Consider the following 13785-nt stretch of genomic DNA (forward strand, 5'->3'; position numbering starts at 1 on the left):
CGCCTCCATGAGCCGTGCCCGAATCCGCCTGGCGACCGCGGTCCTCGCCTCCGCCCTCGCCATCGGGACCTTGCCCGCTTCCGCGTACGCGGCGGCGGCGCCCGGAGCCGGGGCCCGTGCCCGGCACCACCACCTCCAGGCGGAATCGATCCGTCAGATCCCCCTCAAGGGCGCCGTCAACCTCCGCGACCTCGGCGGCTACCGCACGTACACCGGCGGCCAGGTCCGCCAGGGGCTCGTCTACCGCTCCGACGCACTGAACAAGCTGACCGACGCCGACGTCACCACCGTCTCCGGTCTCGGCCTCACGAAGGTCGTCGATTTCCGCATCCCGATGGAGCTCCAGTACGACGGCGCCGACAGGCTGCCCGTGGGGCTCGCCGCCACCTCCCGCCCGGTCAGCGACCTCGGCCTGTACGGGACCCTCGTCGGCGCGATCTCCAGCGGTGACCCCGTCAAGCAGGAGCAGATGCTCGGCGGCGGCCGCGCCGAGGCGTACATGCGCGACATCTACCGCACGTTCGTGACCAGCCCCGAGAACCGGGCGCAGTTCGCGGCGACCGTGCGGGAGATCGCGGACGGCGGCCAGGGCCCGCTCCTGTACCACTGCACGTCCGGCAAGGACCGCACCGGCTGGATGAGCTACGTACTGCTGCGGGCGCTGGCCGTCCCCGAGGACGCCGCCGGGCGCGACTACCTGGCGTCGAACACGTTCCGCGCCGCCTACGACGCCCAGGTGCGGGCCGGTCTGGGGCAGTCCGGGCGGATGCAGAACCCCGATCTGCTGATTCCGCTCCAGGAGGTCCGCCAGGACTACCTGGATTCCGCGACGGCGCAGCTGGAGGCCGACTACGGAAGCTTCTACGGCTATCTGACGGACGGCCTCGGGCTGGACCTGCGGACGCTGGCGAAGCTCCAGAACAAGATGGTCCGCTAGCGGACAGCACGACGCCGGGCACTGCTCGCGAGAAGCAGTGCCCGGCGTCGTCGTACGTCTCTGCGGGTGTCAGACCGCCCGGCGGCGGCCCTGGCCGCCGGAGCCGACCCGGCTGCGCGCGGAAGCCGCGGCCGCGCCACCGGAGGCGCCGCCCCCGGTACGCCGGCCCTGGCCGGCCGAGCCGGCGCCGGAGGCGCCGCCCTGGCCGCGGCGGGCCTGGCCCGACCCGGAGGCCGCGGGGGCCTGCCCGGACGCGCCGCCACCGGAGCGGCGGCCACGGCCGCCGGCCGCCGGAGCGCCGCCCGTGGCGGAGGCGGTACGGGGTCCACCGGACCGGCGGCGCGCACCGGAGCCGGAACCGGAGCCGCTGCGCTGCTTCGGCGCGGTCGGCTGCGGCACCTCCAGCACCACCGGGATGCCCGAGGGCTCCTTGGCGCCGGTCAGGCGGGACAGCTCCTCGTCGGAGGACTTGATCTGCGCGGTGCGCGGGGAGATCCCGGCGTCCGACATCAGGCGGGTCATGTCCCGCTTCTGGTCGGGCAGCACCAGGGTGACCACGCTGCCGGACTCGCCGGCGCGGGCGGTACGGCCGCCGCGGTGCAGGTAGTCCTTGTGGTCGGTGGGCGGGTCCACGTTGACGACGAGGTCGAGGTCGTCGATGTGGATGCCGCGCGCCGCGACGTTCGTCGCCACCAGCGCGGTGACCTCGCCCGTCTTGAACCAGTCGAGGGTCCGGTTGCGCTGCGGCTGCGAGCGTCCGCCGTGCAGGCCGGAGGCGCGGACGCCGTCCGCCAGGAGCTTCTTGACCATGCGGTCGACACCGCGCTTGGTGTCCACGAACATGATCACCCGGCCGTCGCGGGCCGCTATGCGCGTCGCCACGGCCTTCTTGTCGGTCTCGTCCATGACGTACAGGACGTGGTGCTCCATCGTCGTGACGGCGCCGGCCGACGGGTCGACGGAGTGGCCGACCGGGTCGGTCAGGAACATCTTGACGAGCTTGTCGATGTTCTTGTCCAGCGTCGCCGAGAACAGCATGGTCTGGCCGCCGGCCTCGACCTGCTTGAGCAGGGCGGTGACCTGCGGCATGAAGCCCATGTCGGTCATCTGGTCGGCCTCGTCGAGGACGGTGATCGCGACCTGCGAGAGGTCGGCGTCACCGCGGTCGATGAGGTCCTTGAGGCGGCCGGGGGTGGCGACGAGGACCTCGGCGCCACGGCGCAGGGCACCGGACTGCCGGTTGATCGACATACCGCCGACGACGGTCGCGATGCGCAGGTTGACGGCCGTGGCGTACGGGGCCAGGGCGTCGGTCACCTGCTGCGCGAGCTCACGGGTCGGTACGAGGACCAGCGCGAGCGGCTGCTTGGGCTGCGCGCGGCGGCCGGCGGTGCGGGCCAGCAGCGCCAGGCCGAAGGCCAGCGTCTTGCCGGAACCGGTGCGGCCGCGGCCGAGCAGGTCACGGCCGGCCAGCGAGTTCGGCAGCGTCGCGGCCTGGATCGGGAACGGCTCGGTGACGCCCTGGGCGGCGAGGGTCTTCAGCAGCGCCTCGGGCATGTCCATGTCCTCGAACGCGGCGACCGGCGGCAGCGCCGGGGCGATCGGCTCGGGCATGGTGAATTCCTGGGGCCTGGCAACGGGCGCGGACTTCTGCCGTCCCGCGCCAGCCTTCGGACGTCCCTGAGCCGCACCTCGACCCCGGGTGGGGCGACGGCTGGGTCGTGCGGAGCTGGAGCTGGTCATGCGAGAAAGCCCTCCTGAAACCGGCAGGTAAAACAAAGGTCGAAACAGCAGACAAGCCGGGGCCCGCACCTCACGGTGCGGACCCCGGCAAGCTGAAATACTTAGTTGGCGGGGAGGATGTTCTCCGCCTGGGGGCCCTTCTGGCCCTGCGTCACGTCGAAGGACACGCGCTGGCCCTCCTGGAGCTCACGGAAGCCAGAGGTGGCGATGTTCGAGTAGTGGGCGAAGACGTCCGGGCCGCCACCGTCCTGCTCGATGAAGCCGAAGCCCTTTTCCGAGTTGAACCACTTCACGGTGCCAAGTGCCATTTTAAATCTCCTGAATAGGCGGCAAAGGGCCCCATCCGGAGATTCCGGCAAAACAATAAAAGCGCCTGAGGAACATTCCCGTCAGGCGCACATAAAGTTCATGGGTACCACAACTGCAACGAGCTCTAAGCTAGCACACGTCTGCCGGGGAGTGTGGCCGCGTGCGTGTGACCTGCGCCCTTCGTGGTACTCGCGCGTCTGCGGGGCCGCCGGAAGCGGGCGCCCCGCCACCGAAGGAGACCTCCGCCGAGGCGGGCGCGGCGGCCGCGCGGCGCGCGGCCGAGGTCTACGGGTCCGGCCGCCGCGCCGTCGCGGTCAGACGGAGCGCTTACAGCCGCTCGATGATCGTCACGTTGACCTGGCCACCGCCCTCGCACATCGGCCCCTCCCTCACGGCCCCCTCGCACCGCTCGGCCCCGGGGGGCCTCCCCGGCTTCGCGAGCCTGCGCCGGCCTCCGGCCGGCGAGCCGCGGGGCCGCGGGGCCGCGGGGCCGCGCCACCGGTTACAGCCGCTCGATGATCGTCACGTTGGCCTGGCCACCGCCCTCGCACATCGTCTGGAGGCCGAAGCGGCCGCCCGTGCGCTCCAGTTCGTGCAGCAGCGTCGTCATCAGCTTCACGCCCGTCGCGCCCAGCGGGTGGCCGAGCGCGATCGCGCCGCCGTTGACGTTGACCCGCTCGGGGTCCGCTCCCGTCTCCTTCAGCCAGGCCAGCACCACCGGGGCGAACGCCTCGTTGATCTCCACCAGATCGATGTCGGCGAGCGTCATGCCCGTCTTCTTCAGCGCGTACGCGGTGGCCGGGATCGGCGCCGACAGCATGCGGATCGGGTCCTCGCCCCGGACCGACAGGTGGTGGATGCGGGCCCGCGGCCGCAGGCCGTGTTCGCGTACCGCCCGCTCGGAGGCGATCAGCATCGCCGCGGCGCCGTCCGAGACCTGGGAGGAGACCGCCGCCGTGATGGTGCCGCCCTCCACGACCGGCCGCAGGCCGGCCATCTTCTCCAGCGACGTGTCCCTGCGGGGGCCCTCGTCCACCGTCACGTCCCCGTAAGCCACCGTCTCCCGCGCGAAACGTCCCTCGTCGATCGCGCGCAGCGCCCGCTGGTGGGACCGGAGCGCGAACTCCTCCATGTCGCGGCGCGAGATGCCCCACTTCTCGGCGATCAGCTGCGCGCCGTGGAACTGGTTCACGGGTGCGTCGCCGTACCTGGCCCGCCAGCCGGCGCTCCCCGCGTACGGGCCCTCGGTGAGGCCGAGCGGCTCCGCGGCCTGCCGTGAGGCGAAGGCGATCGGGATCATCGACATGTTCTGGGTGCCGCCGGCGACCACCAGGTCCTGGGTGCCGGAGAGCACGCCCTGTGCCGCGAAGTGCACCGCCTGCTGCGAAGACCCGCACTGGCGGTCGACGGTGACCCCGGGCACCTCCTCGGGCAGGCCGGCCGCGAGCCATGCCGTCCTCGCGATGTCCCCCGCCTGCGGCCCCACCGTGTCGAGGCAGCCGAACACCACGTCCTCCACGGCGGCCGGGTCGACGCCGGACCGCTCGACGAGCGCCCTCAGGACGTGCGCGCCGAGGTCGGCCGGGTGGATCTCGGCCAGCCCTCCCTTGCGCCGGCCGACGGGGGTGCGGACCGCTTCGACTATGTATGCCTCGGGCATCGGAACTCCTCGGGTCGGGGTCAGGCGCGTACGGCGATCCCGTCCAGCACCATCGACAGGTACTGGCGGGCGATCTCCTCGGGGCTGTGCTGGCCGCCCGGCCGGTACCAGGACGCCGCCACCCACACCGTGTCGCGCACGAAGCGGTAGGTGAGGCGGATGTCGAGGTCGGCGCGGAAGACCTTGGCGGCGACCCCCCGCTCCAGCGTCCCGAGCCAGGCCTTCTCGAACTTCACCTGCGAGTCGGAGAGGTAGTGGAAGCGGGGCTGGGCGGAGAGGGTGCGGGATTCCTTCTGGTAGATCGCGACGGCGGCGCGGTGCCGGTCGATCTCCCGGAACGATTCGGTGACGAGGGCCTCGATGGTCTCCCTGGGGCCGAGACCGGCCGCGAGGACGGTGTCGTAGCCCTCCCACAGTTCGGTGAGGAAGGCGGAGAGGATCTCGTCGAGCATCGATTCCTTGGAATCGAAGTGGTAGTAGAGGCTGCCGGCGAGCATCCCGGCGGCGTCGGCGATCTTGCGGACGGTCGTGGCGTTGTAGCCCTGCGCGGCGAACACCTCGGCGGCGGTGTCGAGGAGTTCGCGACGCCGTTCGGGCGTGGCCGTCACCTGCGGCTTCTTCTTGGCTGTCGGCTTGTTGGTTGGCACGCGTCCATTCTCGGCCTACGGGTGCTGGCTGCTGACCGACACGGTCTCGCCGGTCATGTACGACGAGTAGCCGCTGGCCAGGAAGACGATGACGTTGGCGACCTCCCAGGGCTCGGCGTAGCGGCCGAAGGCCTCGCGGGCGGTGAGTTCGGTGAGCAGGGCCTGGCTCGTGACCTTCACCAGGTGCGGGTGCATGGCCAGGCTCGGGGCGACCGCGTTGACCCGTACGCCGAACTCGGCGGCCTCCAGCGCCGCGCAGCGGGTCAGTGCCATCACCCCGGCCTTGGCGGCGGCGTAGTGGGCCTGCCCGGTCTGGGCGCGCCAGCCGACGACGGAGGCGTTGTTGACGACGACCCCGCCGGTGCCGGACGCCTTGAGCGACCGCAGCGCGGCGCGGGTGCAGCGGAAGGTGCCGTTCAGCGTGACGTCGAGGACGCGGGACCACTGTTCGTCGGTCATGTCGACGAGGTCGCAGGTGCCGCCGAGGCCGGCGTTGTTGACGACGATGTCGAGGCCGCCGTGGGTCTGCTCGGCGAGCGCGAAGAGGGCTCCCACCTGGTCCTCGTCGGTGACGTCGCAGGGCAGGGAGGCGACGCGACCGGCCCCGAACTCTGCGGCGAGCGCCTTCTCGGTCTCCTCCAGGCGGCGGGCGTGGGCGTCGCCGATGACGATGCGGGCGCCCTCCTCCAGGAAGCGGCGGGCGGTGGCGCCGCCGATCCCGGCGCCGGCGGCGGCGGTGATGACGGCGGTGCGGTCCTCCAGCAGGTGGTGACCGGCGGTGTACCGGGGCTCGTTCATGCGAACTCCTCGACGCTGCTCATGGTCGTACGTTAACCTACCAAACACTTGTTAGGGAAGTTGTCGCGGAGGGGGCGAGCACCTGATGGACCTGACCCAGACGGCGGAGGTGGAGGCCTTCCGGGCCGAGGCCCGGGCCTGGCTGGCCGCCCACGTGCCCGCCGTGCCCCTGCCCTCCCTGGAGACCGAGGAGGGCTTCGCCGCCCACCGGGAGTGGGAGGCGCTCCTGCACGCGGACCGCTGGTCGGTGGTGTCCTGGCCGCAGGAGTACGGGGGCCGGGACGCGGACATCGTGAAGTGGCTGGTGTTCGAGGAGGAGTACTGGGCGGCGGGCGCGCCGGGCCGGGTCTCGCAGAACGGCATCAGCCTCCTGGCACCCACCCTCTTCGACCACGCGACGCACGAGCAGCGGGCGCGGGTGCTGCCCTCCATGGCGAGCGGCGAGACGGTCTGGGCCCAGGCCTGGTCGGAGCCGGAATCGGGCTCCGACCTGGCCTCGCTGACGTCGCGGGCGGTACGCACCGAGGGCGGCTGGCTGCTGTCCGGGCAGAAGACCTGGTCCTCGCGGGCCGCGTTCGCCGATCGCGCCTTCGGCATCTTCCGGACGGACCCGGACGCGCCGAAACCGCACCAGGGGCTCACGTACCTGATGTTCGACCTGCGGGCGCCCGGGGTGACGGTGCGGCCCATCGGCCGCCTGGACGGCAAGCCGGCCTTCGCGGAGCTCTTCCTAGACCAGGTCTTCGTACCGGACGGGGACGTGATCGGGGAGCCGGGGCAGGGCTGGCGGATCGCGATGGCCACCACCGGCAACGAGCGAGGGCTGACACTGCGCTCGCCCGGCCGTTTCCTGGCCGCTGCCGACCGGCTCGTCGCCCTGTGGCGGGCGCAGGGCGATCCGTCCGACACCGCGCTGCGCGACCGGGTCGCGGACGCGGTGGTCGGGGCGCGCGCCTACGAGCTGTTCACCTGGGCGGGCGCCTCCCGCTTCGCGGCGGGCGGTGGGGGCACCCCCGCGCGAGCGGAGCCGAGAGTGGGGGACATCGGCGCCGAGTCCAGCCTGAACAAGGTGTTCTGGTCCGAGTACGACATCGCCCTGCACGAGACGGCCCTGGACCTGCTGGGTCCGGACGCGGAGCTCGCCGGGGGCGAGTGGGCCGAACCGTGGGTCTTCTCGCTCGCGGGGCCCATCTACGCGGGGACCAACGAGATCCAGCGCGACATCATCGCCGAGCGGCTGCTCGGCCTTCCGAAGGGCCGCCGCTGATGCGCTTCCTGCCGACCGACGAGCAGTCGGACTTCGCCCGTACGCTGCGCTCCCTGCTGGGCTCGGCGGACGTCCCGGCGGCGGTACGGGCCTGGGCGGGCGGCGGGCACGGACCGGGGCGGGCGCTGTGGGCGCGGCTCGCCGGTACGGGCCTGTTCGCGCTGGCCGTGCCGGAGGCCTGCGGCGACGCGGGAGGCCTGGGACCGCTCCCGCTGGAACTGGCCCTCGGCTTCGTGGAGCTGGGCCGGGCCGGGATGCCGGGGCCGGTGGTGGAGACGGCGGCCGTGTCGGTGCTCCTGTCCGAGCTGGGTGACGAGGGGCCGGCGAAACGCTTCCTCCCGGGGCTGGTGACGGGCGAGGCCTCGGCGACGCTGACGCTGCCGGGCGCCAGTCCGTACGCCCTGGACGCGGACGCGGCCACGTACTGCTTCACCGTGTCGGCGTCGGGCGAACTGCGCCTGGCGGACACGGCGGCGGGCGCGGCGGCGGCCTCCCTGGACCCGGCCCGCAGGCTCTCGGTCCCGTCGGGCGGCGGGGAACTGCTCGCGGCGGGCCCGGCCGTCGCGGCGGCCGCGGAGGCGGCGGGGCGCTGGGCCCGGCTGCTGACGGCGGCCCAGTGCCTGGGCGTCGGCGAGACCCTGCTGGACCGGACGGTGGAGTACGCGAAGCAGCGCACGCAGTTCGGGACGCCGATCGGGTCGTTCCAGGCGGTCAAGCACCGCCTGGCGGACACCCTGCTGGGCCTGGAGTTCGCCCGGCCCCTGCTCTGGGCGGCGGCGCTGACACTGACGCCGGGCGACGTGGCGGCGGCGAAGCTCACCGCGGGCGAGGCCTCGTACGCCGCGGCGCGGACGGCCCTCCAGCTGCACGGCGCGGTCGGCTACACGGAGGAGCTGGACCTGTCCCTGTGGCTGCGCAAGGCCCGCCCGCTGCGCGACGCGTGGGGCACTCCCGCGGCGTGCCGGGCGGAGGTCCTTCAGCCGCGGGTGCGGCGGTAGGCGGTGGTAGCTCCCTTGGCGGCGAGTGGGGAGCCGGCTCAGAAGACGGCGACGCGGAGCGTGACGACGTAGGACTCCTCGACCGTGCCGTCCGGAAAGAGGGACTCCAGCCGTGCGCGCTCGGCGTCGACGAACGCGCGGGTGCCGTCCTCGCCGAGCAGCAGGAACGCGGAGTGGCTTGTGAGGTTGGCGAGGTGCGCCGCCAACGGGACCCTCCGGGACCACCGCACTTCGCGGGTGGTGACGTCCAGCCCTGGCGACTGCCGCGCGGGGAGCCCGCTCACCCCGAAGAAGGCCCGGAGCCGCTCGTCCTGCTCGGCGATCCAGGGGACGGACATGTCCGGGTCGTTCCACCAGAGCGCGAGCGCGCCGCCGGGGCGCAGGACGCGGCGGGCCTCGGGGACGGAGCGCTCGGGGTCGGTCCAATGCCAGGCCTGGGCATAGGTGAGCAGGTCGAACGCCCCGTCGGCCAGCGGCAGTCGGTCGCCGTCCCCGCGCACGAGGGCGATCCCGGGGTTCACCCGCCGGAACTCGGCGGCCATCCCGTCCCCGGGCTCCACGGCGACGACCTCGGCCCCGCGGGCGTGCAGCAGGGCGGTGGCGATCCCGGTCCCCGCCCCCACGTCGGCCACCCTCGCCCCGGCGAGCGGCCGCCCGGCGAGTTCCTCGACGGCGTCGAAGAGCGCGGCCGGGTACCCGGGGCGGTAGGCCTGGTAGAGCTCGGCGGCGGCGTCGAATGAACGGGCTCGTTTCGTCATACGGTCATTGTTTTCGATCACGCCCTCCGGCACCAAGGTGAATAGTCGGCAGGGGATGTGATGGGATCTCCGGACACGATCGACGGATGACGCGGAACGAGGTTCGGGGACCATGCGAAGGACGATGACCGGGATGACGCTGTGCGCCGCGGTGGCGGTGCTGCTCACCGGCTGCGGAAGCGGCACCCCGAAGGCCGCCGCGGAAGGCGGCAAGCCCGCGGCGGCGTCGCAGAGCCCCGCGTCGGCGCCTGCGGCCAAGGCCGGCGGCACGACGCACGAGGTGACCCTGGAAGTCGGCGGCACGGGCAGGACGGCGGTCATGTACAGCGGCGTCGACAGCGGGTTCGAGCAGCAGACGCTGCCGTGGACGAAGACGGGCACCGTCGAACTCACCGCCGCGGAGCAGAAGGTGGGCTACCTCGTGAACGTCGTCCCGGGCACGGTCACGGGCCCCGACGGCAAGCTGCAGCAGGCCCCCTGTGTCATCAAGGTCGACGGCAAGAAGGTCGCGGAGAGCGACGGCGTCAAGACCGCGAAGGGCTGCTCTTACACCATCAAGTAGGGCGGAACTCGCGCACCACTTCGATGCGGCCGACGATGTGCGCGTTGAACTCGTCGAGTTCCTCCGCCGGGACCCACAGCTCCAGGATGGTCTCGCCGCCGGCCTGCTGCACCGGGTACCGGGCCAGGAAGGCCGAGTCGACCTCGAAGCGGGTCACGAAGCCCACCCCGGAGTGCTTGACGTTCCAGTCGCGGGCGATGCGGATCGCGTAGTCCTCGTTCAGGACCGGGTAGAAGATGGGCTGCTCGGGCAGGCGCGGCGGCCAGGCCCGCCAGTCGAGGGCGCGGACCAGGTCGAGCTCGACGGGGCCGGTGGGCCGCCAGAGGGTGGTCGTGGACATGCGGCGACCCTAGAGCCATGAGCAATGCGTCGACCAGCGGCTTTCACGCCCTGGGGCGGCGCAGCGAGAGCCGGCCGAGGGTGAGCGTCTGGAGCAGGAGCAGGGCCCCCGTGCCGACCGCGTGCCAGACCGGCGGGGCCGGGCGGGTGCCCACGGCCCAGGCCGGGCCGTCGGGGTCCGCCGTCACCGTCACGCGGGCGCCGACCGCGAGGTCCAGGGACACCGGGCCGGGCAGGTCGCGGCCGGCCGCCGTACGCAGGCGCAGCGACGGGGAGCGGCCCGAGCCGTCCTCCACCATGGTGCGCGAGGCGACCACCGCCGCCTCCTCGCGGCCCCGGTCGTGGAGGGTGTGCCGGTCCCAGGTGATCCCGCCGAGCACCGCGACGCCGACCGCGACGAGCGCGACGGCGGTGCGGGCCACGAACTCCGCGTCCGTGCCGTGCGGTACGGCGGCGCCGACGACGAACACGGCCAGCAGGACCGGGATCCAGGCGCCCTCGGGGCCCCGGAGCAGCCAGATGGCGCCGGACTCCGCCGCCAGGAGCAGGCAGTTGCGGAGCAACGCCCCCGTCACCCTCCGCACCAATTCAGTCATGGACACATCATGCCCGGGGTCCGGGCGGGAACCCCGCCCGGCCGTCATCCCGCCGTCATCCCGCCGTCCACCGCGAACTCCGCGCCCGTCACGTACGAGGACGCGTCCGAGCAGAGGAAGAGGACCAGCTCTCCGACCTCCTGCGGCCGCCCCATCCGCCCCAGCGGTACGTGGGACCAGTCCCGGCCGCAACCGCGTCGGCCACCATCGGCGTGTCGACGGCCCCCGGGTGCACGGAATTGACCCGGATCCGGTCCCCGACGCTCGCCCTCAGGTGGGCCGAGCGGTACTACGCCTCCGAGCGCGACCTGGCCGCCCGCATGCTCGACGACATCGAGGAGCTCGGCAAGCGCCCGTAGGCACGCTGCCGGGCCTCCCGTAATCTCGGCCGCATGACGGGCAGTGCGATCAACCTCCGCAAGGTCGAGGAAACGGCTCCGGCGCTCGTGAGCCTCTACAAGAGCGCCGGGGTCTCCCTGCGCAAGTACGGCCTGGAGGGCGGGCGCGCCGCCGTCTACCTGGTGCTGGACTACTCCGGTTCGATGCGCCCGTACTACGAGGACGGCAGCGTGCAGGCCCTCGCCGACCGGGTGCTGGGCCTGTCCGCGCACCTGGACGACGACGGCCGGGTGCCGGTGGTCTTCTTCTCCACGGACGTCGACGCGGTGGAGGAGATCACCCTCGCCGGGCACGCCGGGCGGGTCACCGAGATCGCCTCCCGCCTCGGCCACATGGGCAAGACGGCCTACCACGCGGCGATGGACGCGGTGATCGACCACTACCTGGACTCGGGGTCCGCGCAGCCGGCCCTGGTCGTCTTCCAGACCGACGGCGGGCCGGTCAACAAGCTCGCCGCGGAGAAGTACCTGTGCAAGGCGGCCCGCCTGCCGCTGTTCTGGCAGTTCGTCGGCTTCGGCAACACGCGCAGCACGCAGTTCGACTTCCTGCGCCGCCTGGACGAACTGCCCGTCCCGTCCCGGCGCGTGGTGGACAACGCGGGCTACTTCCACGCGGGGGCGGATCCGCGTGCCGTCCCCGATCCGGAGCTGTACGACCGCCTGGTCGGCGATTTCCCGGCCTGGCTGGCGGCGGCGCGCGGAGCGGGCATCGTGCGCGCCTGAGCGGCGGCCGTCGGACCCACACGCTTTGATGGACGCATGACGACGAACAACTGGGCAGCATTCGAGAAGGCGGAGCCGGAGTTCGCGGCGGCCGTCCGGGCCCGCTTCGCGCAGTTCCCGCACCACGTCCTGGCCACCCTGCGCAAGGACGGCTCCCCCCGGGTGGCCGGGCTGAATGTCGACTTCCGGGGCGGGGAGCTGTGGCTCGGCATGATGGCGGGCTCGATGAAGGCCAGGGACCTCCAGCGCGACCCGCGGTTCGCCCTGCACACCAATCCGGGCGCGGGCGAGGAGATGCCGGACGGCGACGTACGGATCTCCGGGCGCGCCATCGAGATCGTGGACCCGCCGGAGCTGCACCGGTACGCGGAGGAGACGGAGAGCCCCCACCCGTTCCACCTCTTCCACGCCGACCTGACGGAAGTCGTCCACATCGGCGTGGAGGGCGATGACCTGGTGGTGCGGTCGTGGACCCCGGCGCGCGGCCTGCGCACCATCCGCCGGGGCAACGACGACGAGCCGCCGCGCGAAGACCCGGCGCCGGGCGCCGGCCTTGAGGCCTAGCTGAGCGGGAAGACGGCGCCGGTCCCGAAGGCGGAGGGATCGACGTCGACCCAGTTGCGGTCGATGTTGATCCTGACCCCGCCGTAGGCCGCGTCGTGGTCGCCGCGGAACTGGTGGGCGCGGCGCGGCCCGTGCCACTGGGTCGTGCCGTTGGGCAGGCCCATGTCGGCATCGGTGACGGAGGCCGCGCCGTTCCAGCGGGCGACCCACAGTACGTCCGGCATGGCCTCGGGGGCCTGGTCGTGGTGGGCGCTCAGCGCCTGCGCCCCGGAGCTCGCCGAGACGTAGGCGGCCGAGCGGTAGCCGAGCTCGTGCAGCCGGACCGTCCAGGCGGTCAGGTAGGCGACGACGGGGGCGTCCCAGGTGTCGCGGTCGGTGTAGTTCTCCAGGTCGTTGTAGAGCACCGTGCCCGCTTCCAGGCCCAGCGACCCGGCCGCGGCCGCCGCCCCTTCGGCGGCGGACCGGCCCTGCTCGTCGGCCTCGGAGGGATCGGTGGACAGGCCGGTGCCGGAACTGTTCCAGGGCTGTCGGCCCACCCAGATCGGCATGAGGTGCCAGCCCGCCTCGGCCTGCCGGCGCACCCACGCGGCCGTGAGCTGCGGCTGGGCGCAGGCACGGGCGCCGCCGCCGATGTAGATGCCGACCGCGCCGAAGGGGGAATCGGCCCGCCAGGTGTCCATGGACTCCTGGGTCGGGGCGGTACAGGCGTCGAAGCCCTCGCCGGTGAAGGGCTCCTGGGCGTTACGGGTCCGCGCGGCGCCGGTGGCCAGTGCGGGGGCGGCGGGACGCGCGGGGGCGCCGGGGGCGGCGGGCGCGTCGGCGGACAGGGCGCGGGCGCGCGACAGGACCCTGCGGACGGCGTCGGGCGCGTCCCCGTACGAAACGGTGGCCATGACCCGGGGCCGGAGCAGGGCGTACCGCAGTTCGTTGCTGTCGGTCCGGGCCGGGGCCTCGGGCAGGGCGTCGGCGGAGTCCACGGCGACGGTGGGGATGTCGGCGCGCGGCGGGGCCGTGTCGAGGGGTTCGAGATGCAGGGTGTCGGCGCGGCGGGCGACGGCCCGGCCGGTGCATTCCGCCTGGGTGCCGGCGTGGCCGAGGTACAGGGTGGGCAGGTCGAGGCGCAGGCAGGCGCCGGGCTCGCGGTCGAGGTCGACGACCCGCCAGTCGGCGGGGACGGCCAGGCGCAGCCCGTGGTAGTCGACGGCCCGCGCGTCGGCGGCGGCGGTGGCGGCCGGCAGGACGGGGAGCAGCAGGGCGGCGCCGAGCAGCACGCTCAGCATCGTTCGGGTGGGCATGTGGCCCACTGTTACCAGACGAAATCCGCCTCAACTGCACGCATCCGCCGGGCACATGCCCCGTTCGGCCTAGCCCTTGCCCAGCACCCGTCGGCCACCTCGGGGCAGCTCCGCTGCTGGGGCTCCGGTCCGCCCCGGCGGCCAGGCCCAGTTCGTCGAGAGCCCACTGCCACCCGAACGAGGCGCCTCCC

General features: G+C 73.2%; 16 protein-coding genes. 6 read left to right on the plus strand and 10 right to left on the minus strand.

The window, feature by feature from the left end; all coding sequences use genetic code 11:
* Nucleotides 1-7: 7 nt before the first annotated feature.
* Nucleotides 8-937 carry a tyrosine-protein phosphatase gene (locus OG737_RS06400; protein WP_405921266.1) on the plus strand — a complete coding sequence of 310 codons (930 nt, stop codon included), beginning with the start codon at nt 8-10 and terminating at the stop codon, nt 935-937.
* Nucleotides 938-1006: 69 nt separating this feature from the next.
* On the opposite strand, the gene OG737_RS06405 is transcribed toward OG737_RS06400, so the two are convergent.
* The 5 genes from OG737_RS06405 to OG737_RS06425 all read right to left on the minus strand — a co-directional run bounded on the left by OG737_RS06405 (nt 1007) and on the right by OG737_RS06425 (nt 6094).
* On the minus strand, nt 1007-2680 hold the full coding sequence (locus tag OG737_RS06405) for a DEAD/DEAH box helicase (protein ID WP_328925159.1): 1674 nt from the start codon (nt 2678-2680) through the stop codon (nt 1007-1009).
* A 101-nt stretch (nt 2681-2781) separates the two neighbouring features.
* Nucleotides 2782-2988: a cold-shock protein gene (locus tag OG737_RS06410; protein WP_328925160.1), complete on the minus strand. Its 207-nt coding sequence runs from the start codon at nt 2986-2988 to the stop codon at nt 2782-2784.
* Nucleotides 2989-3491: 503 nt separating this feature from the next.
* A complete protein-coding gene (locus OG737_RS06415) occupies nt 3492-4649 on the minus strand; it encodes an acetyl-CoA C-acetyltransferase (RefSeq protein WP_405921267.1) in 1158 nt (385 codons plus the stop codon).
* 20 nt (nt 4650-4669) lie between these two features.
* Nucleotides 4670-5296 (minus strand): TetR/AcrR family transcriptional regulator, encoded by a 627-nt coding sequence (locus tag OG737_RS06420; RefSeq protein WP_328925162.1) that lies wholly within the window; start codon nt 5294-5296, stop codon nt 4670-4672.
* 15 nt (nt 5297-5311) lie between these two features.
* Nucleotides 5312-6094 carry an SDR family oxidoreductase gene (locus OG737_RS06425; protein WP_328925163.1) on the minus strand — a complete coding sequence of 261 codons (783 nt, stop codon included), beginning with the start codon at nt 6092-6094 and terminating at the stop codon, nt 5312-5314.
* An 85-nt stretch (nt 6095-6179) separates the two neighbouring features.
* Here OG737_RS06425 and OG737_RS06430 point away from each other — a divergent pair, with 85 nt between their 5' ends.
* Nucleotides 6180-7361, plus strand: coding sequence for an acyl-CoA dehydrogenase family protein (locus tag OG737_RS06430; protein WP_405921268.1), 1182 nt, complete (start codon nt 6180-6182; stop codon nt 7359-7361).
* The gene (locus OG737_RS06435; protein WP_328925165.1) at nt 7361-8359 is read left to right on the plus strand and encodes an acyl-CoA dehydrogenase family protein; all 999 of its coding nucleotides are present in this window, start codon (nt 7361-7363) and stop codon (nt 8357-8359) included. The genes OG737_RS06430 and OG737_RS06435 overlap by 1 nt, the downstream gene beginning before the upstream one ends.
* Nucleotides 8360-8397: 38 nt before the next feature.
* On the opposite strand, the gene OG737_RS06440 is transcribed toward OG737_RS06435, so the two are convergent.
* Nucleotides 8398-9117 carry a class I SAM-dependent methyltransferase gene (locus OG737_RS06440; protein WP_405921269.1) on the minus strand — a complete coding sequence of 240 codons (720 nt, stop codon included), beginning with the start codon at nt 9115-9117 and terminating at the stop codon, nt 8398-8400.
* A 124-nt stretch (nt 9118-9241) separates the two neighbouring features.
* On the opposite strand from OG737_RS06440, the gene OG737_RS06445 reads away from it, so the two are divergent.
* The gene (locus OG737_RS06445; RefSeq protein ID WP_405921270.1) at nt 9242-9679 is read left to right on the plus strand and encodes a hypothetical protein; all 438 of its coding nucleotides are present in this window, start codon (nt 9242-9244) and stop codon (nt 9677-9679) included.
* Here OG737_RS06445 and OG737_RS06450 read toward each other — a convergent pair.
* The 3 genes from OG737_RS06450 to OG737_RS06460 are packed head-to-tail and all read right to left on the minus strand — an operon-like array spanning nt 9672 to nt 10769.
* Complete coding sequence (locus tag OG737_RS06450; RefSeq protein ID WP_405921271.1) at nt 9672-10019, minus strand: hypothetical protein; 348 nt, start codon at nt 10017-10019, stop codon at nt 9672-9674. The genes OG737_RS06445 and OG737_RS06450 overlap by 8 nt on opposite strands.
* 43 nt (nt 10020-10062) lie before the next feature.
* Nucleotides 10063-10614 carry a hypothetical protein gene (locus OG737_RS06455; RefSeq protein WP_328925169.1) on the minus strand — a complete coding sequence of 184 codons (552 nt, stop codon included), beginning with the start codon at nt 10612-10614 and terminating at the stop codon, nt 10063-10065.
* Between the two features lie 44 nt (nt 10615-10658).
* On the minus strand, nt 10659-10769 hold the full coding sequence (locus OG737_RS06460) for an SDR family oxidoreductase (RefSeq protein ID WP_405921272.1): 111 nt from the start codon (nt 10767-10769) through the stop codon (nt 10659-10661).
* A 237-nt stretch (nt 10770-11006) separates the two neighbouring features.
* Between OG737_RS06460 and OG737_RS06465 the strand changes: the two genes are divergently transcribed.
* Both OG737_RS06465 and OG737_RS06470 read left to right on the plus strand, forming a co-directional pair.
* Entirely contained in the window at nt 11007-11735 is a 729-nt protein-coding gene (locus OG737_RS06465; protein ID WP_328925170.1) for a VWA domain-containing protein, read from the plus strand.
* 36 nt (nt 11736-11771) lie between these two features.
* Nucleotides 11772-12299 carry a pyridoxamine 5'-phosphate oxidase family protein gene (locus OG737_RS06470; RefSeq protein ID WP_328925171.1) on the plus strand — a complete coding sequence of 176 codons (528 nt, stop codon included), beginning with the start codon at nt 11772-11774 and terminating at the stop codon, nt 12297-12299.
* Here OG737_RS06470 and OG737_RS06475 read toward each other — a convergent pair.
* Complete coding sequence (locus OG737_RS06475) at nt 12296-13594, minus strand: DUF1906 domain-containing protein (protein ID WP_405921273.1); 1299 nt, start codon at nt 13592-13594, stop codon at nt 12296-12298. The genes OG737_RS06470 and OG737_RS06475 overlap by 4 nt on opposite strands.
* Nucleotides 13595-13785 lie beyond the last annotated feature (191 nt).

This window comes from Streptomyces sp. NBC_00122 (assembly GCF_045160845.1).
Taxonomy (GTDB): domain Bacteria; phylum Actinomycetota; class Actinomycetes; order Streptomycetales; family Streptomycetaceae; genus Streptomyces.